Annotated in this window: 21 protein-coding genes; 6 read left to right on the forward strand and 15 right to left on the reverse strand. The window is 65.9% G+C overall.

Annotated elements, in window-relative coordinates; genetic code table 11:
- Positions 1-1,000 (reverse strand): GMC family oxidoreductase N-terminal domain-containing protein (locus I6F38_RS34105; RefSeq protein WP_225163504.1); only part of this gene is annotated, 1,000 nt, incomplete at its 3' end.
- Entirely contained in the window at positions 1,000-2,127 is a 1,128-nt protein-coding gene (locus I6F38_RS34110; protein WP_225163505.1) for a mandelate racemase/muconate lactonizing enzyme family protein, read from the reverse strand. The genes I6F38_RS34110 and I6F38_RS34105, both read right to left, overlap by 1 nt.
- Before the next feature lie 105 nt (positions 2,128-2,232).
- On the opposite strand from I6F38_RS34110, the gene I6F38_RS34115 reads away from it, so the two are divergent.
- Genes I6F38_RS34115 through I6F38_RS34125 form a run of 3 tightly spaced genes read left to right on the forward strand, consistent with a single transcriptional unit; the run spans position 2,233 to position 4,826 of the window.
- Positions 2,233-3,003, forward strand: a complete 771-nt coding sequence (locus I6F38_RS34115; protein WP_249794393.1) for an ABC transporter permease — start codon at positions 2,233-2,235, stop codon at positions 3,001-3,003.
- Positions 3,000-3,809 carry an ABC transporter ATP-binding protein gene (locus I6F38_RS34120; RefSeq protein WP_225163507.1) on the forward strand — a complete coding sequence of 270 codons (810 nt, stop codon included), beginning with the start codon at positions 3,000-3,002 and terminating at the stop codon, positions 3,807-3,809. The genes I6F38_RS34115 and I6F38_RS34120 overlap by 4 nt, the downstream gene beginning before the upstream one ends.
- A gap of 21 nt (positions 3,810-3,830) precedes the next feature.
- On the forward strand, positions 3,831-4,826 hold the full coding sequence (locus tag I6F38_RS34125) for an ABC transporter substrate-binding protein (protein ID WP_225163508.1): 996 nt from the start codon (positions 3,831-3,833) through the stop codon (positions 4,824-4,826).
- Between the two features lie 42 nt (positions 4,827-4,868).
- On the opposite strand, the gene I6F38_RS34130 is transcribed toward I6F38_RS34125, so the two are convergent.
- The 10 genes from I6F38_RS34130 to I6F38_RS34175 form a co-directional block, all read right to left on the reverse strand.
- Positions 4,869-6,377, reverse strand: coding sequence for a glycerol-3-phosphate dehydrogenase (locus tag I6F38_RS34130; protein ID WP_225163509.1), 1,509 nt, complete (start codon positions 6,375-6,377; stop codon positions 4,869-4,871).
- Positions 6,374-7,102: a class II aldolase/adducin family protein gene (locus I6F38_RS34135; RefSeq protein ID WP_172647311.1), complete on the reverse strand. Its 729-nt coding sequence runs from the start codon at positions 7,100-7,102 to the stop codon at positions 6,374-6,376. Before I6F38_RS34135 ends, I6F38_RS34130 begins: the two co-directional genes overlap by 4 nt.
- A gap of 17 nt (positions 7,103-7,119) precedes the next feature.
- Positions 7,120-8,160, reverse strand: a complete 1,041-nt coding sequence (locus I6F38_RS34140) for a 2-hydroxyacid dehydrogenase (protein WP_050383698.1) — start codon at positions 8,158-8,160, stop codon at positions 7,120-7,122.
- The gene (locus tag I6F38_RS34145; RefSeq protein WP_225163510.1) at positions 8,153-9,733 is read right to left on the reverse strand and encodes an FGGY-family carbohydrate kinase; all 1,581 of its coding nucleotides are present in this window, start codon (positions 9,731-9,733) and stop codon (positions 8,153-8,155) included. Before I6F38_RS34145 ends, I6F38_RS34140 begins: the two co-directional genes overlap by 8 nt.
- Positions 9,734-9,735: 2 nt before the next feature.
- Complete coding sequence (locus I6F38_RS34150; protein ID WP_225163540.1) at positions 9,736-10,845, reverse strand: ABC transporter ATP-binding protein; 1,110 nt, start codon at positions 10,843-10,845, stop codon at positions 9,736-9,738.
- A gap of 18 nt (positions 10,846-10,863) precedes the next feature.
- Entirely contained in the window at positions 10,864-11,967 is a 1,104-nt protein-coding gene (locus I6F38_RS34155; RefSeq protein ID WP_225163511.1) for an ABC transporter ATP-binding protein, read from the reverse strand.
- A gap of 4 nt (positions 11,968-11,971) precedes the next feature.
- The gene (locus I6F38_RS34160; protein ID WP_018273209.1) at positions 11,972-12,829 is read right to left on the reverse strand and encodes a carbohydrate ABC transporter permease; all 858 of its coding nucleotides are present in this window, start codon (positions 12,827-12,829) and stop codon (positions 11,972-11,974) included.
- A 14-nt stretch (positions 12,830-12,843) separates the two neighbouring features.
- A complete protein-coding gene (locus I6F38_RS34165; RefSeq protein ID WP_210262648.1) occupies positions 12,844-13,773 on the reverse strand; it encodes a sugar ABC transporter permease in 930 nt (309 codons plus the stop codon).
- A gap of 117 nt (positions 13,774-13,890) precedes the next feature.
- Positions 13,891-15,330, reverse strand: a complete 1,440-nt coding sequence (locus I6F38_RS34170) for an extracellular solute-binding protein (RefSeq protein ID WP_028335671.1) — start codon at positions 15,328-15,330, stop codon at positions 13,891-13,893.
- A 29-nt stretch (positions 15,331-15,359) separates the two neighbouring features.
- Positions 15,360-16,376 carry a sugar-binding transcriptional regulator gene (locus I6F38_RS34175; RefSeq protein WP_225163512.1) on the reverse strand — a complete coding sequence of 339 codons (1,017 nt, stop codon included), beginning with the start codon at positions 16,374-16,376 and terminating at the stop codon, positions 15,360-15,362.
- A 134-nt stretch (positions 16,377-16,510) separates the two neighbouring features.
- Between I6F38_RS34175 and I6F38_RS34180 the strand changes: the two genes are divergently transcribed.
- The 3 genes from I6F38_RS34180 to I6F38_RS34190 are packed head-to-tail and all read left to right on the forward strand — an operon-like array spanning position 16,511 to position 19,697.
- Positions 16,511-17,791 (forward strand): FGGY-family carbohydrate kinase, encoded by a 1,281-nt coding sequence (locus I6F38_RS34180; protein WP_225163513.1) that lies wholly within the window; start codon positions 16,511-16,513, stop codon positions 17,789-17,791.
- Positions 17,788-18,657 carry a TIGR01459 family HAD-type hydrolase gene (locus I6F38_RS34185; RefSeq protein WP_225163514.1) on the forward strand — a complete coding sequence of 290 codons (870 nt, stop codon included), beginning with the start codon at positions 17,788-17,790 and terminating at the stop codon, positions 18,655-18,657. The genes I6F38_RS34180 and I6F38_RS34185 overlap by 4 nt, the downstream gene beginning before the upstream one ends.
- 26 nt (positions 18,658-18,683) lie before the next feature.
- Complete coding sequence (locus I6F38_RS34190; protein WP_225163515.1) at positions 18,684-19,697, forward strand: class II aldolase/adducin family protein; 1,014 nt, start codon at positions 18,684-18,686, stop codon at positions 19,695-19,697.
- Between the two features lie 28 nt (positions 19,698-19,725).
- Here the strand turns inward: I6F38_RS34190 and ilvA are convergent, their stop codons facing one another.
- The 3 genes from ilvA to I6F38_RS34205 form a co-directional block, all read right to left on the reverse strand.
- On the reverse strand, positions 19,726-21,273 hold the full coding sequence (ilvA, locus tag I6F38_RS34195) for a threonine ammonia-lyase, biosynthetic (RefSeq protein ID WP_225163516.1): 1,548 nt from the start codon (positions 21,271-21,273) through the stop codon (positions 19,726-19,728).
- A 330-nt stretch (positions 21,274-21,603) separates the two neighbouring features.
- On the reverse strand, positions 21,604-22,794 hold the full coding sequence (locus tag I6F38_RS34200) for a Xaa-Pro peptidase family protein (protein WP_225163517.1): 1,191 nt from the start codon (positions 22,792-22,794) through the stop codon (positions 21,604-21,606).
- An 18-nt stretch (positions 22,795-22,812) separates the two neighbouring features.
- Positions 22,813-24,231 carry an MFS transporter gene (locus I6F38_RS34205; protein ID WP_225163518.1) on the reverse strand — a complete coding sequence of 473 codons (1,419 nt, stop codon included), beginning with the start codon at positions 24,229-24,231 and terminating at the stop codon, positions 22,813-22,815.
- Positions 24,232-24,236: the final 5 nt, after the last annotated feature.

Below are 24,236 nucleotides of genomic sequence, written 5' to 3' on the forward strand. Positions count from 1 at the left end.
GCCCCCGCCCGGCCAGCATCCATTGCAACCCCATCTTCGCGAGCTCGACAGGATGACGGACCTGGTCATTGAGCGAGATCCGCTCCTTCAGGCGCACGATCAGCCGTGCCTGGTAATGGTCCTGCAGATTGGAGCCGACCTCGGGCGAGTCGGTGACGACGGCAATACCGTGCTTGCGAAGCAGGTCGGCCGGACCGATCCCGGAAAGCTGGAGGATTTGCGGCGATTGCAGCGCGCCGCCCGACAGGATGACCTCGCGATCGGCTGTCGCGCGATGGACCTGCCCCTTGCTGATCCACTCGACGCCGGTCGCGACGCGGCCGTTGAAAGTGACTTTGCTCACCTGTGCGTGCGTGATGATGGTCAGGTTGCGCCGGTCGGCAATCGGTCGAAGAAAGGCGGATGCCGAGCTGGTCCGCCAATGCCGCCCGATGCCAAGCTGATAGGAACCGACTCCGAGCGTCGTCGCGCCGTTGAAGTCGGGATTGCGCGGCAGCCCGAACTGCACGCCCGCCTCCACCCAGGCCCTCGACGCCGGATTGTCGTTCCGGAGGTCGGAGACCTCGAACTCACCGAGGCCGCCGTGAAACTGGCTCTCGCCGCCGCGATAGCGCTCGTAGCGCCGGAAATTGGGCAGGACGTCGCGATAGCTCCAGCCGTCGGCGCCGAGACGTTCCCAGTCGTCAAAATCCTCGTGCTGGCCGCGGATGAAGATCAGGCCGTTGATCGACGACGATCCGCCGAGCACGCGGCCACGCGGCCAGACGATGGCGCGGCCGCCGCTTCCTTCCGACGGTTCGGTCTTGAACAGGCGCGAGAAGCGCTCGTTGTAGATGGTCCGGTAATAGCCGACCGGCAGCTTGAGCCAGAAATTCCGGTCCGATCCGCCGGCTTCGAGCAGCAGCACGCGGCAGGCGGGATCGGCGGACAGTCGGTTTGCGACCACACAGCCCGCCGACCCCGCACCGACGATGATGTAATCGTAGCCAAGCCCCGACATCACGCGGTCCGGTATTGTTCGATCGAGGCAAGATCGGGCGCGATGCCGAGACCCGCCTCGTCGCCGAGCTCGATCATTCCATCGCTGACTTGAAGCACGGGGCCGCAGAATTGATCCCGCAGCGGGTTCTCATTGCTGTCGACCTCCAGCAGTCCCTCGCCGCCGACGCCCGCCAGCAGATGCGCCGACGCCAACAGGCCGATGCCGGCGCCGAGATAGTGCGGACAGAACATCTTGCCTGACGTCAGGATGTCGCGGGCGATGCCGGCGCAAGCCGAAAGCCCGCCCCACTTGGCGATGTCAGGCTGGACGACACCCAGAACCGGCTCGCTCAGCACCTCGGCAAAGCCGGCGTGGCTCGCGATGTTCTCACCGGCCGCGAGCGGAAAACGGATCGTCTCGTGCAGTTGCTTCCATTCCTGCCGCGGACAATCCGCGCGGATGGGCTCCTCGAGCCAGGCAAGGCCGAACGGCTCGAGCTGCGGCGCACGCTCGAGCGCCTGCGCGATGGTCCAACCCTGGTTGACGTCGGCTGCAAGCATGCCATCGCCGACGAGGCGGCGCAGCGCGGCGAGATTGGCCCGGTCGCCTGCGGGATCGAAGCCGATCTTCAGCTTCAAGGCGCGGTAGCCGCGGCCGAGCGCTGCTTCCGCCGCGCGCTCAGATCCGACTGGATTGATGCCGCTGGCATAGACCTTGATCCGGCTCCGCGATCCGCCAAGCAATTTCCACAACGCAACGTTCCGGCGGCGCGCATGGAGATCCCAGACGGCGAGATCGATGCCGGCGATCGACTGCGCGAATGGCCCCGCTTCGCCGGATTGCAACGCGAGCACCGAAGTTCCCTGCGTCAGCCGCTCGAATGCGGCACCAGGTTCGCTTGCCCTGAATCCGACAAGCGCCGGTGCCAGGACCTCGTTGACCAGCCGAACACGATGCTCGGCGCCCGGCGCGGGAAAGTTGCACCAGACCTCGCCCCAGCCCACGTAACCGTCCGTGTCCTCGACCCGAACGAACACGGCAGGCCGGTCCCCCATCCGCCCGAACGAGGTGATGACCGGTGTCGTCAGAGGATAGCGAAAGCCAAAGGCCTGGACGCTCCGGATGGTGAAAGGCGGCGATGTCATGCGCGGAAACCTGCGGCGCCTACGACCAAAGCGGCGCTTGTATGGTCATCCTATTTATAATATGACTTGGGCAAACATCAACTGCAATCTGGGTGGACGCGTCGAATGAACGGAGCTGGCGTGAGACGCTTTGGTCTCGGGTTGATACCGTGGGTCGGTGCGATCCTGCTCTGGTATGCCGTGCGCTGGAGCGGCTTCGTCAACGCATCGCTGATCCCCGCCCCGCACCAGGTCGCCGCGAAGTTCGTCGAGCTTCTCACCAAGGAAGGCCTTTTGATCGACATCTTCGCCTCGACCAGGCGCGTCTTTTTCGGCGTCTCGCTTGGAATTCTGGTCGCGGTGCCAGTCGGCTTTCTGCTCGGATGGTATCGCCCGGCCCGCACCTTCGCCGACCCCATGATCAATTTCTTCCGCGCGCTGCCGCCGATCGCGCTGATCCCGCTCGTCATCGTCTATTTCGGCGTGGACGAGCTCGCAAAGCTCGTCATCCTGTTCTACGCCTCGTTCTTCTCCGGCGTGATCGTCATGTATGAGGGGGTCTCGCAGATCACGCCGCTCTATATCCGCGTGGCGCAGACGCTCGGCGCCAATCAGGCGGAAATCTTCCGCAAGGTCATCATTCCCCTCACCGTTCCGCACATCCTCACCGCGCTGCGGGTCGCGCTTGGGGTAGCCTGGGCGACGCTGGTGGCATCCGAACTGATCGCAGCCCAGCGTGGGCTTGGCGCCATGATCCAGAATGCATCGACCTACTTCCTGCTCGACGTCATCTATGTCGGCATCATCTGCATCGGCCTGATCGCGCTGATTATGGACATGATCCTGCGCAAGATCACGGCCCGGTTGCTGGTCTGGCAGGATCGGGCCATCGCATGACCACGCGTGCACAGTTCGACAAGGTTTCGCTTGCCTTCGAGACCCCGAAGGGACGCCTCAACGTCGTCGAGGATGTCAGCTACGATATCAACGATGGCGATTTCATCGCAGTGATCGGCCCTTCAGGCTGCGGCAAGACCACGATGATGAGCATGCTCGCCGGCTTCCAGAAGCCGACGACCGGAAGCGTGCTGTTCGACGGACAGCCCGTCACGGGTCCCGGTCCCGAGCGCGGCGTCATCTTCCAGGAATATGGCGTCTTCCCGTGGCTGACGGTGAAACAGAACATCGCTTTCGGCCTGACGCTCCGAGCCAATCACGTCGCGGGCGGCGAGCGCGATTCGATCTGCGATCACTATCTCGGCCTGATGGGCCTGTCCGACTTCGCCAACTCCCATCCGAAGCACTTGTCCGGCGGCATGCGTCAGCGGCTCGCAATCGCGCGGGCTTACGCGGTCAAGCCGCAGTTCCTGCTGATGGACGAGCCGTTCGGTGCGCTCGACGCCCAGACCCGCTCCAACATGCAGAACCTGCTGCTGAAGGTGCTCCAGACCGAAGGCAAGACGGTCATGCTGATCACCCACTCCGTGGAGGAGGCGATCTATCTCGCGTCCCGTATCGTGGTGGTGACCGCGCGGCCGGCGCGGATCAGGCAGATCATCGACGTGCCGTTCGCCTATCCGCGCGATGAATCGATCCAGGAGCGGCCGGAATTCGGCGAACTGCGAAGCTATATCAAGCATCTCGTGATGGACGAGTATCGCGCCCAGCAGGCGCAGATGCGTCCGGTCTCATTCTCGGAATAACAACACAGCGGAGGACGACCTATGGATCGGCGACAATTTCTGACCACGACGGCCGGGCTTGCCCTGGGGTCCTTCACCGCCTCAGCGCCTGCGATTGCGCAGGCAAAGACAAAAGTTCGGGTCGGCTATCTGCACACCGTTGCCGTCGACGGCCAGATCTGGACCGGCATGGACCGCGGCTCCTTCGAAAAGCAGGGACTGGATCTCGAGCTGCGGCAGTTCAATACCGGCCTCGAAATCTTCCAGGCGCTGATCGGCGGCAGCCTCGACGTGCTGGCGACGGGCGCCGTGCTCTCGAACTTCCCCGCCCGCGGCCAGGGCAAGGTCTTCCTGATCAACGACATCGAGGTCGCGACCGCACAGCTCTGGGTGCGCGGCGATCAGGGCATCAAGTCATTCGAGGACCTGAAGGGCAAGCGGATCGCAACTGCGACCGGCACCACCGCGCATGTGTTCCTGGACACCGCGCTGCGCGCGAACAAGGTCGATCCCAAACAGGTCGAACTCGTCAACCAGACCATGCCGGCCGCCGTAACCGCCTTCATTTCAGGCGCAGTGCCTGCCGTCGCGCTCTGGGTGCCTTTCAACGTGACGGTTCGCGACAAGGTGCCGGGCGCGGTCAAGCTCGCTGACGCCTCAGCCTATTATCCGAAGGCCGCGATCATCGGCGGCTGGGCCGCGGCCAACGACTATTACGAGCCCAACAAGGAAACGCTGGCGAAGCTGATCCGTGGCTGGGCCGATGCCAATGACTACATCATCGCGAACAGCACCGAAGCGATGGAAAAGCTGCAGAAGGGCCATTACAGCCAGACGCCGATGGCCGACATCGACGAATCGTTCAAGGCGCAGAAGATGTTCTCGTCACGGGACTGGAAGCGGATGTATTCCGACGGCACGGTCACCAACTGGCTGCAGCAATCGACCGACTTCTTCATGGCCAATGCCGGCATCAAGGACTTTACGCCAGCAAGCAAATATTTCGATACGAGCCTGTATTTGAAAACGATTGCGTGACGCACTTGGAGCAAATGGCGTCCTAGAGGTAGCTCTAGCGTCCTAGAGGTAGCTCTCGAACGCGACCCGCTGCGCGGGCGTCAAGTGCAAGCCGTGCTTGGTGCGCCGGTCCAGGAAGTCGGCAGGCCGCCTCGCCCACTCATTCTTGCGGAGATACGCCGCTTCGCATTCATAGAACTCGCCGCCGAAATGACGGCCCAGGTCGGCGGCGCTGCGGACCGGACCCAGCAGTTGGCGCGCGCGCGTCCCATAGAGACGGGCATAGTGATGGACGAGCGTTCGCGGCAAATCGGGATAGTCGCGCGCCAGCCGATTTGCGAATTCATCGAAGCTGCCGCCGATGTCGCCGCCCGGCAGCGGCCGATCCGCGGTCCAGGCCGACGACAGCTTCGGAAACCACGGCGCGAGGCGCTGCAGCGCCTGCTCCGCCAGCCGGCGGTAGGTCGTGATCTTGCCGCCGAAGATCGAGAGCAGCGGCGGCATATCCCGCGCGCCGTGAACCTCGAACACATAGTCGCGCGTCACGGCCGACGGATTGTCGGCGTTGTCGTCGTAGAGCGGCCGGACCCCGGAGAACGCGTGCACGATCTCGCCAGCCTGCGGCGGCGTTCGGAAATAGCGGCGCAAGACCTGCAACAGGTAATCGGTCTCGTTCTCGCCGATCGCGACGTCCTCGGCGCGGCCGTGATAGGGAATGTCCGTGGTGCCGATCAACGCGAGATCGCCCTCATAGGGATTAACGAAGATCACCCGGCGATCGCTGTTCTGCAACAGATAGGCCTGCGGCCCGCTCCAGAATTTCGGCACCACGATATGGCTGCCCTTGACCAGCCGTACGCTCTGGGCCGAGTTCAGGCCCGCCACGCCCTGGATGACATCCTGAACCCACGGCCCGGCGGCGTTGACCAACGCGCGCGACCGCACGACCTGCGTTGTGCCGTCGTCGCCGTGCATGTCGAGCAGCCAGGTCTCGCCGTCGCGGCGCGCGCGCACCGCCCGCGTGCGCGGCAGGATGCAGGCGCCGTTCTGCGCGGCATCGATCAGATTGAGGATCACCAGCCTGCTGTCATCGACCCAGCAGTCCGAATATTCGAAGCCTCGCCGGAACTCCTGACGCAGCGGCGCGCCCTCCGGAGCGCGCGACAGATCCAGGCTACGGCTCGCCGGCAGCTGCTTGCGGCCACCGAGATGGTCGTAGAGCAACAGCCCGGTGCGGACCAGCCACGCCGGCCGCTGCTCCGGCGAATGCGGCAGCACGAAGCGCATCGGCCAGATGATGTGCGGCGCCGACGCGAGCAGCACCTCGCGCTCGATCAGCGCCTCGCGCACCAGGCGGAACTCGTAATATTCGAGATAGCGCAGCCCGCCATGGATCAGCTTGCCCGAGCGCGACGAGGTGCCCTCGGCGAAATCATCCTTCTCGCAGAGCAGCACCTTCAGGCCGCGGCCGGCGGCGTCGCGGGCGATGCCGGCACCGTTGATGCCGCCACCGATCACCGCGATATCGACCAGCCCGTGATCCGTACCTGCGACCGGCGCAGTGCCCGTCATCGCTTGCTGCTGCGCCGTTTCTCGGCGCGGCGCGGCGCCGCCTTTGCGGTCGCGCGGGCCTTGTTCGGCTTCGGCGCCTGCAGACCGTAAGTGGAGAACCCCTTCGCGGTGTCGGCAATCTCCTCGTCGGTCAGGATGACGCGCGAATCGAGCGCCAGCGAGAGGTAGTACTGACGCGCGATGGTCTCGAGCTCGACCGCGAGCCACATCGCCTTGTCGAGATTGGCGCCGAGCGCGATCATGCCGTGATTGGCGAGCAGGCAGCCATTGCGGCCTTCGAGCGCCGCAATCGCATGATCGGACAATTCCTTGGTGCCGTAGCGCGCATAGCCGGCGCAGCGGATTTCGGTGCCGCCGAACGCCGCCATCATGTAATGGCAGGCCGGGATCGGCTTGCGCGCGATCGCGAGCACGGTCGCGTAAGTCGAGTGAGTATGGACGATGGCGCCGACATCGGGCCGGGCGCGCGTGATGTCGAGATGGAAGCGCCATTCGGTGGACGGCTGCAGCGGCCCCTCCCACGCACCATAGTCGCCTTCGAGCGGCATCGAGGCGATCATCTCCGGCTTCATCGAATCGTAGGGCGTCGCCGACGGCGTGATCAGCATCCGGTCCTTGTAGCGGGCGGAGATGTTGCCCGATGTCCCCTGGTTGAGACCCGACGCATTCATCCACCGGCACTTGGCGATGATCGCCTCGCGCAATTGTCGTTCCTCTCGGGTCATACGAACTGCCTTTCTCTTCAGCACGGATTGCGTGGCGGCTCGCCGGCCAGGAAGCGGCGAACCTCTTCGGCCGCCTGCACGGCGGCCACGGTGACGGTACGCACGGAGGCGCCGGCGATGTGCGGCGTCAGCGTGACGTTGGGGAGTTGCAAGAGCGGCCAGTCCGCCGGAACCGGCTCGACCGCGAAGGTGTCGAGCATGGCGCCGCCGAGATGCCCCGATGCCAGCGCATCATGCAGCGCTTCGTAGTCGACCAGCGGACCGCGCGCGGTGTTGATCAGGAACGCGCCCGGCTTGATCCGCGCCAGAGCCTCGCGCCCGATGAAACGGGTGGTCTCCGGCGTCACCCGCGCGTGCAGCGTGACGACGTCGGCGCGGCCGAGCAATTCGCCGAGCGCGACGTGCTCGACGCCGTCATTGCGGTCCTGGGCGCTGAGCTGGACATAGGGGTCGGCGACCAGGATCTTGCAGCCGAAGGCCTTCAGCAGCTTGACTACGCGACTGCCGATCGCGCCATAGCCGACAATGCCGACCGTCATCTCGCCGAGCTCGCGCCCGGTACGGTCGGCGCGATAGAGATCGCCGCGCCATTCCCCGCCTCGCAGCGCCTCGTGACCGCTGCGGATCAGGCGCGTCTCGGCGAGGATCGCGCCGATGGTGAACTCCGCGACCGCACCCGCATTGCGGCCGGGCGTATTGACCACCAGCACGTTGTGGTCGCGCGCCGCCTGCATGTCGATGTTGACCGGGCCGCCGCGCGACACCGCGATGAACTTCAGCTTCGGCAGCCGCTCCAGCATCGACCGCGAGATCGGCGCCAGATGCGTGACGAGCAGCTCGGCATCACCGATGAAGCCGATGATCTCGTCGGGCTGCCCCATGAATTCCTTCAGGCCGTCGAGCTTCGAGCCGGCGTAACCGTGCTCCATCGGCTCGTCCGGCCAGGGCTGCTCCAGGGTGCGGATATCGACGCCATCGCCGCAGGCCGATCGGATGTGCTCGGCGAACACCGAGGGCAGCATGAAGCGGTCGCCGACGATGGCGATGGACTTAGACATGATCGCCTCCGGCGCGCAGCGCGGCGAGTTGCTTCCAGACCGGCCGCGACGCCAGCCTTGCCTCGAGATAGGTCGGGAAGATGCTGGCATAGCGCTTCGCCAGCGCGGCGTCCGGCGATTGCGGCGCACTTAGATGCGGCGCGACCCACTGCTCGGCACAGGCGCGCATGTCGGGATAGGCATCGATCGCGACCGCCGCAATCATCGCAGCGCCTGCGGCGCCGGCCTCGGCGCGGCTGCAGATGCGGACGTCGCAATCCAGTGCGGCCCCGAGGATGGCGCCGAGCGCACGGCTCTTCGCCGCGCCGCCTGTGATCCTGACATCGCGCGGCAGCGACCCCATCGCCGCGTAACAATCCCGTGCGGCGAAGGCCAGGCCCTCCATCACGCCGCGCATCAAGTCGCCATAGCGGTGGCGCGAGCGCAGGCCGAAAAATTGCGCGCTGGCCTCATGCGCGACGAACGGACCGCGCTCGCCGGCATCGGAGATGAACGGATGGAACAGCACCTCGCCGGGCCTCGCCCGCAGCACCTGATCGTCGAGCCGGCGGATCAGCTCGGCGCGCGTGCGCGTCACGCCTTCCGCCGCCAGCATGTCGCAGGCGAGATCGAGCATCCAGTCAATGTTCAGCGTCGCCGCCATGTTGGACTGCATTTGGGCATAATGACCGGGCACGGGGAACGGCATGGTATAGCCGGTTGCCTCCCGGTTCAGCGTCACAGCGTCGGCGCTCGGCACCAGCCGCATATGCATGCCGGTCGAGCCGATGATCGTGCAGCCGACATCGGGTGACGGATCGTAGAGCCCGGCGCCGAGCGCGTTGCAGATCACGTCCACATAGCCGAGGCAGACCGGCACACCTTCCGGCAGGCCGATCTCGATGGCGGCGGCCGCTGTCAGCGGATGCGTCATGACCGCGCCGTCAACAACCGGCGGGAACAGGCGCGTCAGGTCGGCGATACCGATCAACCGCGCGGTCTCCGCATCGAAGGCTCGCTTGCGGAAATCACCGCAGGAGAACGTGGCTTCCGACGGATCGGTTGCGCGTTCACCGGTGAGCAGGAAATAAAGCCAGTCCTTGCAGTGGAAGGCCGTTGCCGCGCTGGCGATCGTGTCGGGCATATGGGCCTGCAGCCACGCCAGTTGCGGCCCCTGCTGGCAGGCATTGAGCCCGGAGCCGGTGCGGCGATAGAGCGATGCGTTGCGCTCGCCGGCCCGAATCTCCTCGACCAGCCGCCCGGCGCGCGAGTCGAGCCACAGCAGCGCCGGCGCAACCGGCCGGCCGTCGTCATCGATCAGCCAGGTGCCGTCGCCCTGCCCGGTCACCGCGATCGCCGCGATCCGCGCCGACAGGTCAGGCACTGACTTCGCCAGCGCACGAATGACCGCGACCGTATCGCTCCAGGTCTGCGCCATGTCCTGCTCGACATGGCCGCTCGCCGGGCTAACGTACGCGTTCGGCCGCGAGACATCGGCAAGCTGCTCGCCGGTCAGCGTGAACGCCACTGCCTTGATCAGGGAGGTGCCGGCGTCAATGCCGATGATGACGTCGCGGCTGGCCGAAGCGGTCATCGTCACGCTCCCTCCGCATGGCGAATGCAGGTCCCGTCGCCGCCGAAGATGTGCAGGTGACGCGGCTCCAGCGCGAACGAGATGATCTCTCCCGGCCGCGCGGCGACGCGGCCCGGCGTGACCGCGATCAGCATGCGGCCGCCGCAATCGCCGGCGACATGCGATTGATCGCCGAGCCACTGGTTGGAGACGACCTTGACCCTGACGTCACCGGTCCCGACCACGATCTTCTGCGGACGAATGCCGATCCGCACCTGCGGCGTGGCCGCGAGCGTCTTCGCCGCCTCAACGTCAAGTCCGGCGCCGGCGATATCGAAACGCATGTCGGTTCCGACCGACAGGCGGAAGCCGCCATCCGACCGCGTCACGCCAGCCTCGAGCAGGTTCATCGGCGGCTCGCCGATGAAGCTTGCAACGAACAGATTGGCTGGCCGGCCCTTCAGCTCCTTCTCGCTTGCGAACTGCTGCAGCACGCCGCCTTCCATGACAGCGATGCGGTCGGCCAGCGCACTCGCTTCGGTCTGGTCGTGGGTGACGAAGATCGCGGTCATGCCGCGCTCGGCAAGCAGGCTCTTGATCCGGCCGCGCAGCACCGCGCGCAGCTGCGGTTCGAGCTGTCCCATCGGCTCATCGAGCAGATAAAGATCGGCGTCGCGTACCAGCGCCCGCGCCAGCGACACGCGCTGCTGCTGGCCGCCTGAGATCGCGCGCGGATAGCTGTCGAGGATGTCCTCGATCTCGACCAGGCGGACGATCTCGTCGACGCGACGCGTTACTTCCGCGCGCGGCAGCTGGGCGGATTTCAGCGCGAAAGCGATGTTCTCGCGGACCGTGAGCGGCGGATAGAGCGAGTAGCCCTCGAACGCCATCGCGACCTTGCGCCGCGCCGGCGGCAGCTCGTGGATCCGCCGCCCGCCGAGCGCGATCGATCCGGCAGAGACGTCCTCGAAGCCTGCGATCATGCGCAATGTCGAGGTCTTGCCGCAGCCCGACGATCCCAACAGTGCGACGATCTCGCCCTTCTCGACCGCCATGTCGAGCGCGCGCACCGCATGCACCGGCTCCTTGCCGCGGCTGCGATAGACCTTGTCGATGCCTCGAAGCTCGAGCATGTCCATGACCATCCGCTCCTATGCCGCTTTGAGCCGGTGCGACGCCCCGATCCGCAGCCCGGTCGCGCGATCGAACAGCATCGCGGCGTCGGGCGCGAAGCGGACGAACACGGCATCGTCAGCCGCGCCTTGCGGTGCATCCGGCGGCAGCGCCGCCAGCCATTCCGTTCCGTCGGCAAGACGAAGCAGCAGCACCGCCTTCTCGTGCATCGGCGTGATCGCAAGAATGCGCGCCGGGATGGCGTCGTCGGTGGATGCCGACGAGACCGCGATATCCTCGGGCCGGACGCCGAGCCAACATGCACCGGCAGGCGCTGCGCCATCGGCCGCACCGAGCCGCATCCGGGCGCCGGCGATGTCAGCCGACAGCATGCCGTGCTCCGCCGCCGGCGAGACCTCGGCGAGGTTGATGGTCGGATCGCCGAACAGGCGCGCGACCGCGACCGATGCGGGCTGGGCGTAGATATCGGCAGGCGTTGCGACCTGCGCGAGCCGGCCGTCGATCAAGACCGCGATGCGGTCGGCGATCGCCATCGCCTCGCGATAGTCCTGGGTGACGTAGAGCACGGCGGCAGTGCCGCGCCGCAGCAGGTTCGGCAGCTCGAGCCGCATCTCGTAGCGCAGCTTGGCGTCGACATTGCGCAGCGGATCATCCAGCAGCAGAACATCCGGATTGCCGATCAGCGCCCGCGCCAGCGCCGTGCGCTGCTTCTGTCCGTTCGACAATTCGCGCGGTGCGTGGCCGAGCACATGCTCGATCTTGAGCAGCCTGCTGATCGCGGCAACGCGGCCGGCGACATCGCCGCCGCCGGCCCTGGCGCGCAGGCCGCTTGCGATATTGTCGCGGGCGGTCATGTGCGGGAACAAGGCAAAGTTCTGGAATGCCATGCCGATCCCACGCCGTTCGGGCGGAGCGCCGACGACCGAGCGGCCGCCGACCAGGATGTCGCCGTCGTCGGGCTCGAACATGCCCGCGATCATGCGCAGCAGCACGGTCTTGCCGCTGCCGGACGGTCCGAACACCGCCACGATCTCGCCGGGCTCGACAGCCAGCGACAATCCGTCGGCGGGCCGTGCCGCACCGAACGCCTTGCTCACCGAATTGATTTCGAGACGCGCCATCGGATCAGCCTTTCACCGCGCCGAGCGAGAGACCCTCGACCAGATAGCGCTGCGCATAGAGCGCAAGCAACAGCGTCGGCGTCACAGACAGCACGATCGCCGCCGCGATCTGGCCGTACTGGATACCGGACGCGGTGACGAAGGCGAGCGCGCCGACCGTCACCGGCTGCTTGTCGGCGGAGGCCAGGATCAGCGCGAAGACGAAATTGTTCCAGCAGAAGATGAACGACAGCAGTCCCGCCGCGGCGATCCCCGGTCCTGCCAGCGGCACCGCGATTCTCGTGAAGGCCTCGCGCCAGGAATGCCCGGCCAGTCGGTAGGCATGCTCGATATCAGGGCTGATATCCTCGAAATAGCCGCGCACGATCCACAGGATCAGCGGCAGCGCGATCAGCTGGTAGACCCAGACGATCCCGAAGTAGGTGTCGTTCAGTCCGAGCTCCTGATAGTACAGCGACAGCGGCAGCAGCACGAGCAGCGGCGGCGCAAAGCGGAATGACAGCAGCGTGAAGGCGATGCTCTCGCCGAGGCGGAATTTGAAGCGCGCAAAGGCATAGGCCGCCGGCACGCCGAGCAGCAGCGCCAGCAGCACCGCCGCGCTCGACAGTACGACGCTGTTGAAGAGGTTGCGCATGAAGGAGATCTGCAGATTGCCGGCCGCGGTGCGCAGCTGGCCGGAGATCAGGGCCTCGTAATTGGCAAGCGTCGGCTCGAACAGGATCCGCGGCGGGATCCGCAGGATCTGCTCGTTGGTCTGGAACGACATCAGGAAGATCCAGACGATCGGAAACATGAAGAAAATCAGGATCAGCGTGAGCGCCACACCGCGGAAGATGCGACCGGCAAGGCTGGAATGTTCCATTGCGCCCCTCCCCGTCACGCGTGACCGTGCGCACGCGCGCGCAACCGCAGCCAGTTCTTGATGAAGATGTTCGACAGGATGTTGGTGATCAGCCAGAGGATCATCAACAGCGCCGCCGATCTGCCGACATTGGTGTACTGGAAGAATTCCAGATAGGCCTGCACCTGGAATACCATCAGCCGGTCACCCGGCCCGCCCTGCGTCATCGCATAGATGATGTCGAACTGCTGGATCGAATCGAGCAGCCGGAACAGCGACGCCGTGATGATGTAGGGCGCCAGCATCGGCAGCGTGATGCGGAAGAACACAAAGCTCGCCGGCACGCCGTCGAGTGCCGCGGCTTCGAACGGCTGCCGCGGCAGCGAGCGCAGCCCCGCCAGCAGCAGGATCATGATGAACGGCGTGTAGACCCAGACATCGACCAGCACGACCGTGAACAGCGCACTCGATGGATCGGAGGCCCATTTGAAATCGGTGACGCCGAACAGGCCGACCAGATAGGACAGGATGCCGAAGCTCGGATTGGTCATCAGCTTCCACATCAGCGCGGCGATCGCCGGCGCCGTCATCAGCGGCAGCAGCAGCATGATCGACACCGCGTTGTGGAAGCGGGTCGGCCGGCGCAGCAGCAGCGCGATGCCAAGACCGAGCAGCAGCTCGAGCACGACCGTGACCACAGTATAGGTGATCGAGACGCGGAACGTATTCCAGAACGCCGGGTCGGACAGGAAGTCGATGTAGTTTCCGGCGCCGATGAAGCCGCGCAGATGAGGCAGGTTCAGCCGGTAGCGCTGCAGCGAGTAGACCGCCGCGGTCACGAACGGAACCAGGATCGCCACGCAGACGAGCAGCGCCGGCAGGCTGAGCAGATAGGGCAAGAGGCGCACACGCGGCCTTGGTTTGGCCGGCGCTGCCTGCGCGTTCGTCTGGAGAAGTTGGACCATGCTCATGATGATAAGAGATCGCGTTCGGCTGGCAAACGCCGCCGGCTCGGATGGGACAAGGGTCCGAGCCGGCGGATGGGTGCGGTGCGGGGGATCAGGCACCGCACAGTTGATCCGTCAGCCGAGACCGGCCTGCTTGAGCTGGCGGTTGATGCTGTCGGCGAGCTTGTCGAGCCCCTCGTCGACGCTGACCTCCTTGGCCACCATCTTCTGCAGCGAGGCGGCCCATTCCGTCGTCAGGTCGAAGAACAGCGGCTGCGCCGTGAAGTAGATCTTGGCGCCGGGCGACGACATGTCGTGCTGCTCGAGATAGCCGGGATAGGATTTCGCGATGCGGTCGCGGAATTCGCTGTCCTTCCACACCGATGCGCGCACCGGATTGACGAAGTCCATCTTGCGCGCCCCGAACAGGTCGTGCTCGACGGATGCCGCCCACTGCATGAACAGCCAGGCCGCCTCCTTCTGCTTGGAGAAGCTCGACATCGCGAGCGACCAGATCCAGACGTTCGGGGTCGGCGCCTTGGCGGCCGGATTGGCCGCGAATGGCGCGTAGCCGAGATGCCCCTTCTCCTTGTTGTCGCCGCCGTTCATGAAGTAGCCGAGGATGTCGGCGTCGAAGATCATGCCCGAGGCGCCGGCGCCGAGATCGGTGCCGACCTGGTACCAGGTGTAGGTCGACCAGTTCTTCGGGCCCGAGGTCTGGATCATCTTGACCCATTTGTCGTGGAAATCCTTCGAGGCCTTGGTGTTCATCGCGGCCTTCAGCTTGCCGCCCTCCATCACGAAATCCTTCTGGCCGAAGTTCGAATAGGCCGACAGGAAACCGGGATGGATGGTCGCCCAGGAGCGCGAGCCGCGCACGCCGACGCCGTAGGGACCGCCGGCGTCCTTGGTGATCTTGGCCGCGACCTCCAGCATCTCGTCGAGGTTCTTCGGCGGTTTGACGCCCACCTTGTCGAAGACGTTGCGGTTGTAGGTGATGTTGTTCAGCTCATAGCCCCAGGGGATGCACCACTGCTTGGCCTTGCCCGAGCCGAGCTCCGAGCCGGCGACGCCGTCCCACGCGGTCGAGGCGCGCAGGCCCGGCAGCACGTCGTCCCAGGCGAAGGCCGGATTGGTCTTGGCGGGATCCTTGATGTAGGTGTTGAGGTCTTCGATCCAGCCCGCCGGACCATAGGTCCAGGTCATGTAGGCGCCGGTCATGAAGGCATCGTACTGGTCCGACTTCGACGACAGCGCCGCCGTCACCTTGTCGAAATAGACGTCCTCCGGGAAGATGTCGTAGGTGACGTTCATGCCGGTGAGCGTCTTGAACGCCTCGATGTCGCCGATCATCGCGTCGACATAGGGGTGCTTGTTGAGCAGCAGCTTGACGCTCTTGCCGCTCTGGGCCTTCCAGTTGAAGTCGGCGGCCATCGCCTTCGACATCGAGGAGGCGAAAGCGGCGTTGGCGGCGATCCCCGCGATGCCGAGCTTGGCGGCGCCGTCCAGGAGATCGCGGCGGCTGATGCGTTTGGCAGCGTAGGAGTCGAACAGATTCTTCTCGCGATCGAACATGTATTTCCTCTCCTTGTTGACGCTTTGTTTTATGTGTCCTTCCGGGTCTTGCTTCTTGTCTTGCCGGATGTGGTCTCCGGCTTGTCGGTGGCGAGCGCCTTTGCGGTCGCTTCGTCGATGATGAGGCCGTGCAGAACGCCGCTGCGCAGCACGCCGCGCAGCGCGGTCACCTTGGCCGGCCCGCCGGCGATGGCGACGATCCGGTGCTTCCTGAGGTCGGGCATGCTCATGGAGGTAGCGCGGGCCGACAGATCGGTGTCCAGCACCGTTCCGTCGGCGCTGAAGAAATGCCCGAGCAGGTCGGCGCAGGCACCGACGCGCTTCAGCTCGACGACCTCGTCGGGCTTGATCATGCCGCTCGACACCAGGAAGCCGTCACGGCTGACCTGGCCGATGCCGACGAACAGCAGCGAGGCCTTGCGCGCCAGCGCGAACACGTCGGCGATTCCGAATTGCTGCATCAGCACGGCGCGGTCGGCGACCGAATTGGCGAACACCGGTACCGGCAGCAGATAGGCTTCCGCGCCGGTGCGCTCGGCGAGCTTGTGAATCACGTCGAACGGATTGGCGGCAAATTTCCGCGTCAGTCCGCCGAGCAGTGATACGAACTGCGCATCGCGCGCCGGCGTCTGCGGCATCTGCTCCACGACCGCCGCGAGCGTGCGGCCATGGCCGAAGCCGATCACCTTGTCCTGGCCGCGCTCGAGGGTCTGGCGCAGGAAGCTCGCGCCTTCCAGCGCCAGCGCCTTCAGCGGCAGATCGCCCTCGCCGAGATCAGGCGCGACGCGGCAGAACGAGAGGCCGAAGCGCTGCGCGATATCGTTCTCCAGCGCGACGCATTCGGCGACCGGTCCCTCGACGAACACGCGGATCATGCCCTCGCGGCTGGCGCGCGCGATCAGGCGATGCGCCTTGGTGCTCTGGATGTTGAGGCGATCGGCGACCTCGGACTGGGTCAGCCCCGCCGCGAAATACAGCCACGCCGCGCGCGTCGCGAGCGACGCCTCGCCGTCGATCACCGGCAGCCTGTCGGGCGGGGGTGCCATATCAGGAAAAGTCCGCTTGCAAATTTCTTCACGTCCTGCAAAAAATTGCAGAGGCCGAACGGGGCGTCAATCCCCCAAACGTGCTGCAGCGCAACCAATGTCGACGCGCGCGCACCAGAGAGCGATGAGGTCGCATGGGAGGTTTGTATCTCGGCATCGATGTCGGAACCGGCGGCGTGCGCGCCTGTGCCATCGATCCGCACGGCGGCATCCGCGGCTTCGCGTCCGTCGCGCTGCCCGCGCCGCGCGTCGACGGCGACGCCATCGACCAGACACCGGAGCTGTGGTGGCAGGCCGCGACGGCGGCCATCCGCAAGCTCGGCGAGACCGTCGCTCTCGGCGACGTCACGCGCATCGTCGTCGACGGCACGTCGGGCACGCTGCTGCTGGTCGACGCCGCCGGCCGCCCCTGCTCGCCGGGGCTGATGTACAATGATGCCCGCGCCACGCGTGAGGCGGCGCGCGTCGCGGCGGTCGCCCCGCGCGAGAGCGGCGCGCATGGGGCGAGCAGCGCGCTGGCCAAGCTGCTCTATCTGCTGAGCCATGACTATATCGGCGATGCGCGCCACGCCGTTCACCAGGCGGACTGGATCGCCGGCCGGCTCGCGAGCCATCATGGCATTAGCGACGAGAACAACGCGCTGAAGCTCGGCTACGACCCGGTCGCGCGTGCCTGGCCATCCTGGCTCGAACAGCTCGGCGTGCGCGACGATCTGCTCCCCGAAGTGCTGGTGCCGGGCACGCCATTTTCCGAGATGGATCCGCAGGTCGCGCTGTCGCTGGGACTGCCGCCCACGGCGCAGGTCGCCGCCGGCACCACCGATGGCGTTGCGGCCTTCATCGCAACGCGCGCCGACCAGCCGGGCGATGCCGTTACCTCGCTCGGTACCACGCTGGTGGTGAAGCAGCTTGCGACCCAGCCGATCTTCGCGGCCGATCAGGGCGTCTATTCGCACCGGCTCGGCGAACGCTGGCTCGCCGGCGGCGCCTCGAACTCCGGCGGCGCCGCGCTGCTGGTGCATTTCACCGCCGCCGAGATGCAGCGGCTGACACCGCAGCTGACGCCGGACCAGCCGACGGGACTCGACTATTATCCACTTCCAAAACCCGGCGAACGCTTTCCGATCGCCGATCCGGCGCTGGCCGCGCGGGTCACGCCGCGTCCGGCGGAAGATTGCCGCTTCTTCCAAGGGCTGCTCGAGGGCATCGCCGCGGTGGAAGCCCTCGCCTACCGCCAGCTGGTGCGGCTCGGTGCGCCGCGCCTGCGCCGCGTCATCGGCATCGGCGGCGGCGCGAAGAACGACGCATGGACCAGGATCCGGCACCGCATTCTCGGCGTTCCCGTCTCGGTCGCCGAGCAGACCGAAGCAAGCTACGGCGCCGCACTGCTCGCGCTGAACGGAGGCCCGCCATGAGGGCCGACGCGACCGCGATCGCCGGCCTTCACGCCATCGCCGACCGCTTCGATCATGTGCTGCTCGACCAGTGGGGCACGCTGCATGAGGGGCTGGCGGTGTTCCCCGCGGCGCTGGAGTGCGTGGCGCGGCTGCGCGAAGCCGGCAAACGGATTCTGATCCTGTCCAATTCCGGCAAGCGCGCCGGCAGCAACCAGCGGCGGCTCGCGACGCTCGGCCTGCCGTCCGACGCCTATGACGGCGTGCTGTCCTCGGGCGAGGTCACCTGGCGCGGCCTGCATGCGCGCGAGCAGGCTCCCTTTGCCGAGCTCGGACGCGCCTGCTTCCTGATCTCGCGCGACGGTGACCGCTCGATCGTCGACGGCACCGACCTAGTGGTGGTCTCCAACATGCGCGAGGCCGATTTCATCCTGCTCGGCGGTCTCGACGATGACGCGGCCAAGCCCGAGCAATGGCGTGGGCTGCTGGCAATCGCTGCCGCGCGCCAACTGCCGATGCTGTGCGCCAATCCCGATCTCGTGATGTTCGGCGTCGCGGGCCTGATCCCCGCGCCGGGCGCGCTCGCCGCATTCTATCATTCGCTCGGCGGCACCGTGCTGTTCGTCGGCAAGCCGCATCCGCCGATGTTTGCCGCCGCGCTCGATCAATTAGGGCATCCGCCGCCGGAACGGATCCTCGTCATCGGCGACTCCCTCGATCACGATATCGCCGGCGGACGCACCGCCGGCATGCTGACCCTGCTGATCGGCTCCGGCGCTCACCGCGCGACGCTTGCCCAAGCGAGCGATCTGCCGCGGGCGATCAAGACCGTGGCCGGCACAGCGGCGCGGATGCCGCACTGGACGATGGACCATCTGACCTGGTGAGAACAGCCCCGATGCGACCGCCTCAAATGCTGGATGAACTGCGCCGCATGTCGGCACGGGTCGGCAGGAATATCCTGCTGGTGCAAGGCGCCGGCGGCAATTCGTCGGTCAAGGATGGCGACGTGCTGTGGGTGAAGGCGTCGGGGACCTGGCTCGCCGATGCCGAGGACAAGGAGATTTTCGTGCCGGTCGCCTTGTCGGCCGCGCGCGCGGCGCTGATGCATGGCGACGAACGCGTGCCGCTGGCGCCGAACGCCGGGACGACGCTGCGCGCCTCGATCGAGACCTCGCTGCATGCGCTGATGCCGCAGCGGATCGTGCTGCACGTCCATTCCGTCAACACCATCGCATGGGCGGTGCGCATCGACGCCCGCGACGAATTTGCCCGGCGCCTGGACGGACTGGCGTGGCGTTACCTCGACTATCACCACCCGGGGCTGCCGCTCGCGCGCGCCGTCAGCGACGCGATCGCCGATGATGCGGTCGACGTCCTGATCCTCGGCAATCACGGCCTGGTGGTCGGTGCGGCCAGCTGCGACGCCGCCGAGGCTTTGGTCGCCGAGGTCGAGCAACGTCTCGCCCTCGCGCAGCGCAGCGCGCCGTCGGCAGATCATGACGCGCTCCGCACGATCTGCGCCGGCAGCAACTATCGCCTGCCGCGGGATCCTCGCGGCCACGACATTGCCACCGACCGCTACAGCCGCGCGATCGCGACCAGCGGCTCGCTGTATCCTGATCACGTCGTCTTCCTCGGCCCGGGCCTGCCGGTCCTGGAGCATCGCGAGAAGCTGAGCGCCATGATCGCGCAGACCACCGCGAACGGACTGCCGCCGCCGGTTGCGCTTCTCGTCCCCGACCTCGGCAGCCTCATCCGCGAGGACGCGAGCGACGGCGCGGAAGCCATGCTGAGCTGTCTCGCATTGGTCACCTGCCGCCTGCCCCTGACCGCACGGGTCAATTATCTGACGGCAGAGAACGAGCGTGCGCTGCTCAATTGGGACGCCGAGCGTTATCGCCAGCAATTGACGGCCGATCGCTGACCGTCGGTCGACGGAAGCGCCCGGTGCTTCATCCCTTCTCGGCGGAAAGAAACAGCCGATAGGCCGGATTTTCGCTCTCGTTCCAGTAGGGATAGCCGAGCGCATCCAGCGCCTGAACGAACCGAGCGCGCTCGTGAGGCTTGACCTCGATCCCCGCCAGGATGCGCCCATAGTCGGCGCCGTGATTGCGATAGTGGAACAGCGAAATATTCCAGTCGGGCGCCAGGCTCTCGAGGAATTTCAGCAGCGCGCCCGGACGCTCCGGAAACTCGAAGCGGTAGATGACCTCGTCCTTGAGCAGCGGAGCGCGACCGCCCACCATGTAGCGCACATGGTCCTTGGCCATCTCGTTCTCGCTCAAATCGAGGATCGGATAGCCTTCGCGCCGAAGCAGCTCCATGACCTCCCGCTTCTCGGCCTCGCCGCGGCTCAGCGCGATGCCGACGAACAGTTGCGCCGGCGCGGTGGTCTCGGCAAAGCGGTAGTTGAATTCCGTGATCGCGCGCGAGCCGAGGATGCGGATGAAGTGCCGATAGCTGCCCGGCTTCTCCGGCACGGTCACCGCAAGCAGCGCCTCGCGATGTTCGCCGACCTCGGCGCGGTCGGCAATGGTGCGCAGCCGGTCGAAATTCAGATTGGCGCCGCTGTTGACGGCAATCAGGCTGCCGTCGCTGAGCGCGCCGCGCTCGGCGTAGGCCTTGAGGCCGGCGAGCGCCAATGCCCCGGAGGGTTCGGCGACCGATCGCACGTCGTCGAAGATGTCTTTGATGGCGGCGCACATGGCATCGGTGTCCACCGTGACGACCTCGTCGAGCAGGTCGCGGCAGAGCCGGAAGGTCTCGGTTCCCACCTTGCGGACGGCGACGCCGTCGGCGAACAGTCCGACCTGATCCAGCGCGACGACATTGCCCTTGGCGAGCGCGGCCGCCATCGACGCGGCATCCGCCGGCTCGACGCCGACGACCTTGATCGACGGGTTGAGGAATTTCACGAAAGCGGCCACGCCGGCCGCCAGCCCGCCGCCGCCGATCGGCACGAAGATCGCTTCGATCGGATCGGGATGCTGGCGCAGGATCTCCATCCCGACCGTTCCCTGGCCGGCGATCACATCGGGATCGTCGAACGGATGCACAAAGGTCAAGCCACGTGCGGCCTCGATCTCCCTGGCCTTGGTTTGCGCGTCGTCGAACGTATCGCCATGCAGGACAACGTCGGCGCCCAAACGCCGGACGGCCTCGACCTTGATGGCGGGCGTCGTCCTCGGCATCACGATCGTCGCCGGAATGCCGAGCTTGCGCGCCGACAGCGCGACGCCCTGGGCATGATTGCCCGCCGAGGCGCAGATGACGCCCAGCCTGCGCTGCGCGTCCGGCAGCCTGACGATCTTGTTGTAGGCGCCGCGCAGCTTGAACGAGAAGATCGGCTGGAAGTCTTCCCGCTTCAGCAACACGTTACGCGACAATCGCTCCGAAAGCCGCGGCATGGGATCGAGCGGCGTCTCGACCGCCACGTCGTAGACACGGGCGGTCAGGATGCTTTGGGCGTAGTCACGGAGTGCGTCGGCGGCAGCGGTCATCGGGTCGCTTCTGTCGATGGGGAGGCAATCGATATCGGTTGCACCTTACCATCGTCGGCGCCGACCCGGCGAGCGGACGGCATGAAGCCGCCGCTGCATCCAGTTCGAAGCATCGCATGAGGGGAGGCTGACGTGAAGCAAAGACCGCCGCTGCCAAAATATCGAAAACAACCCCATGCACAGTAGCCGGCGGCGGCCAGAGTCGACCGAGCCACTTGACACGTCGGGCAACTCAGGGGTACATTTCTAGTATTCCGAATATTGCCAAACGCCTCCTGCGCTGCAGCTGAATCGGTGGCTTAGCCAAAATGCCGCCCTGCACTAACCGCTTCAGGCCATGGGACGGGCCGAATTCCATCCCCTGCCATGGTCACCGGGCGCCTCCCAGCCCACCTCGGAGACGATCAGTGTGTCCTCGAGCTTGATGTAGCCGCGCGTTGGATGCAGCAGCGCGGTCTCGATCGAGATCACCATCCCGCGTTCGACCGGCCGGTCGGCGTCATACGGCGAATAAGGCACCGGACCTGTTGCAGTCAGGCGCGGCGCTTCGTGGCTGACGAGCCCAATGCCGTGTGCGGTGAAGTCGAGCACGGCGCGATGCGGCGAAGCTTTGACGGCCGCCTCGCCCGCCGCGATGATGTCGCCACCCATGGCGCCCGGCCGGATCGCGCGCCGGGCGGCCTGCTGGATGTCCTCGACCTGTTGCAGCAACTCGCGCAGCTCGCTGTCGGGCTCACCCAGGATGCCCATGCGGCTGAGGTCACCGATATAACCCCGGTAGTTTCCGCCGGAATCGATCGAGATCACGTCGCCTTGCTCGAGACGCTGGCTGGAAGGCGCGCGGTTATGGCTCTTGCCCGCGGCAATCAGGCAATATTCGAAGACCAGATCGCGCTCCTGCTCCTCGCGGCGCAGACGCGCGACGATGTCATTCTTTGTCATGCCCGGTGCGCAGCCACTGAAGGTGGCGATCATCGCATCAACGACCTGTTCGGAAGCCTCTCTGATGCGGTCCAGTTCGGTCGGAGACTTTACGGCACGCAGACGTTCCAGCGTGAAATGGGCCTCGCGGAACTCGACGTCGCCAAGGCCGGCATGCAGATGATCCCTGGCGTCGGCCGGCAGGAAGCCAGCCTCGATGCCGACGCGCCTGGCCGAGCCCGCGAGCTTCCTCACATGATCGATCGCGAGGCCGATCGCGTCGATCGTTCCCCACGCCTCCGCCTTGACAACCGGCGTCCATATCCGTCCGAGCGCGTGCACGAATTTTTCCATGCGGTTGCCGATGTAGGCGGAATTTTCCGGGTGCCCCTTCTGATAGACGAACACCGGCAGATAACGGCTCGTGCCAATCGCCTCCATGACGTCGAAGAAGAAGAAACGATATCCACCGAGCAGATACTGCACATTGTGACGCGAGGTGACGATCAGGACATCGAGCCCCGCTTCATCCATCAGCCGATCGAGCTTTGCAGTATCGAACGGCGCCGCCGTTGCGATCGTGTCGAAAGCATTGTCCATGGTATGACCTTTCGTCTTTCACTGTCCCGCGGCCGGTTTTGCGGCCAGCGATTTCGGTACGGCGCTCGCGCCCACATTCTCGCCAAACAGAACCACCGGGCGCCCGTGCGGCTCGACGCCGAGGAACGTAAAGGCAAGGCCGATCAGGAGGCCCGCGCCGGCAAGAAAGCAGAACGCCGGCATCACCGCCGCGGCGGTCGCACTTGGATGCACGAGGTTATCCGCACCGGCGATCAATGCGAGACACAGGGGACCGACGATCTTGCCGATCCCGTTCGAGAGCTGGGCAAGGCCGACCGCGCGCCCCGAGAGCTGAACCGGGAAGATTTCCGCGGGATAGGGCCCGATGTTCGAAAATCCGCCATCGAAGAACACGGCGCCGACGATCAGGAAGACCAGGAACAGCGGCACCGGGCCGGCAAAGTCGTTGTGAAAATAGGCGGCGAGAGCCAGCGACACCGCGGTGCCATAGCCCATCAACTGGCCGCAGGGCTTGCGCCCGATCCGATGGGCGAGGAAGGCGAAGCCGGTCCGGCCGAACACGCCGGCGAGGCTGACATAGATGAACATCTTGGCTGCATCCTGGGGAGAGACGCCAAGCAGCAGTGCCACGATCGTCGGCCCCCACAGGAACACACCGTAATTCGCCGTGCTGGCGCCGAACCAGATCAGGACGGTCAGCCAGAAGCGCCGCTGCTCGGCAAAGAGATCGGCAAATGTCGCCGGGCTCGCCGGCGGCAGCGTGGGCAGAACAAACTCATCGCCGCCGACCCGATAGAGTTTTCGGATGCTCGCCTGCGCCTCGCGGACGCGGCCCTTGCTGATGAGCCAGCGCGGCGATTCCGGCATGATGATCATGGTCAGAATTCCGAGGAGGATCGGCAGGAAGCCGACCGCCGCCAATCCGCGCCAGCCGACCAGCGGCAGCAGGAAGCTCGCCGTCACCGACGCCGACAGCACGCCAAAAGCGACCGGGACGACCACGAGACTCGTGACCAGCGTGCGATGGCGGGTCGGTGCGAATTCGACGATGGCAGGAACCGCCGCCGCCGCGCCGGCGGCAAGGCCGAAGCCGACGAAGAAGCGCAGGATCGCAAACGCAACCCAGCCGTCTTCCGGAATGAACGCGATCGCCCCCGAAGTCAGGCCGCAAAGCAGAACGCCTGATATCGCCAGCGGCTTGCGCCCGAAACGATCCGCGAGGATGCCCGCGACGAACGCCCCCAGCATCGCCCCGATGCCGGCGCTCATCAGCATGATCGAGGTCTGCCCAAACGTCAGGTGCCATTTCGGCGCCAGCACCGAGACCAGGAATCCGACCACAAAGAAATCGAAGAAATCGACCACGCCGGTGACGGCGAAGATGATGATCGATAGCCAATAGCGCGTCGTTACCGGCGCTTCGTCGAACGGCACTGCGCTCGTTTGCTCCGCCATGGTCT

Origin of the sequence: Bradyrhizobium sp. BRP56 (assembly GCF_020194035.1) — a bacterium.
GTDB lineage: Bacteria > Pseudomonadota > Alphaproteobacteria > Rhizobiales > Xanthobacteraceae > Bradyrhizobium > Bradyrhizobium australafricanum.

Bases quoted from the DNA above. Each gene is read 5' to 3' on its own strand.
- I6F38_RS34110 (WP_225163505.1), bottom strand. From the start codon at position 2,127: ATGACATCGCCGCCTTTCACCATCCGGAGCGTCCAGGCCTTTGGCTTT.
- I6F38_RS34115 (WP_249794393.1), top strand. From the start codon at position 2,233: ATGAACGGAGCTGGCGTGAGACGCTTTGGTCTCGGGTTGATACCGTGG.
- I6F38_RS34120 (WP_225163507.1), top strand. From the start codon at position 3,000: ATGACCACGCGTGCACAGTTCGACAAGGTTTCGCTTGCCTTCGAGACC.
- I6F38_RS34125 (WP_225163508.1), top strand. From the start codon at position 3,831: ATGGATCGGCGACAATTTCTGACCACGACGGCCGGGCTTGCCCTGGGG.
- I6F38_RS34130 (WP_225163509.1), bottom strand. From the start codon at position 6,377: ATGACGGGCACTGCGCCGGTCGCAGGTACGGATCACGGGCTGGTCGAT.
- I6F38_RS34135 (WP_172647311.1), bottom strand. From the start codon at position 7,102: ATGACCCGAGAGGAACGACAATTGCGCGAGGCGATCATCGCCAAGTGC.
- I6F38_RS34140 (WP_050383698.1), bottom strand. From the start codon at position 8,160: ATGTCTAAGTCCATCGCCATCGTCGGCGACCGCTTCATGCTGCCCTCG.
- I6F38_RS34145 (WP_225163510.1), bottom strand. From the start codon at position 9,733: ATGACCGCTTCGGCCAGCCGCGACGTCATCATCGGCATTGACGCCGGC.
- I6F38_RS34150 (WP_225163540.1), bottom strand. From the start codon at position 10,845: ATGCTCGAGCTTCGAGGCATCGACAAGGTCTATCGCAGCCGCGGCAAG.
- I6F38_RS34155 (WP_225163511.1), bottom strand. From the start codon at position 11,967: ATGGCGCGTCTCGAAATCAATTCGGTGAGCAAGGCGTTCGGTGCGGCA.
- I6F38_RS34160 (WP_018273209.1), bottom strand. From the start codon at position 12,829: ATGGAACATTCCAGCCTTGCCGGTCGCATCTTCCGCGGTGTGGCGCTC.
- I6F38_RS34165 (WP_210262648.1), bottom strand. From the start codon at position 13,773: ATGGTCCAACTTCTCCAGACGAACGCGCAGGCAGCGCCGGCCAAACCA.
- I6F38_RS34170 (WP_028335671.1), bottom strand. From the start codon at position 15,330: ATGTTCGATCGCGAGAAGAATCTGTTCGACTCCTACGCTGCCAAACGC.
- I6F38_RS34175 (WP_225163512.1), bottom strand. From the start codon at position 16,376: ATGGCACCCCCGCCCGACAGGCTGCCGGTGATCGACGGCGAGGCGTCG.
- I6F38_RS34180 (WP_225163513.1), top strand. From the start codon at position 16,511: ATGGGAGGTTTGTATCTCGGCATCGATGTCGGAACCGGCGGCGTGCGC.
- I6F38_RS34185 (WP_225163514.1), top strand. From the start codon at position 17,788: ATGAGGGCCGACGCGACCGCGATCGCCGGCCTTCACGCCATCGCCGAC.
- I6F38_RS34190 (WP_225163515.1), top strand. From the start codon at position 18,684: ATGCTGGATGAACTGCGCCGCATGTCGGCACGGGTCGGCAGGAATATC.
- ilvA (WP_225163516.1), bottom strand. From the start codon at position 21,273: ATGACCGCTGCCGCCGACGCACTCCGTGACTACGCCCAAAGCATCCTG.
- I6F38_RS34200 (WP_225163517.1), bottom strand. From the start codon at position 22,794: ATGGACAATGCTTTCGACACGATCGCAACGGCGGCGCCGTTCGATACT.
- I6F38_RS34205 (WP_225163518.1), bottom strand. From the start codon at position 24,231: ATGGCGGAGCAAACGAGCGCAGTGCCGTTCGACGAAGCGCCGGTAACG.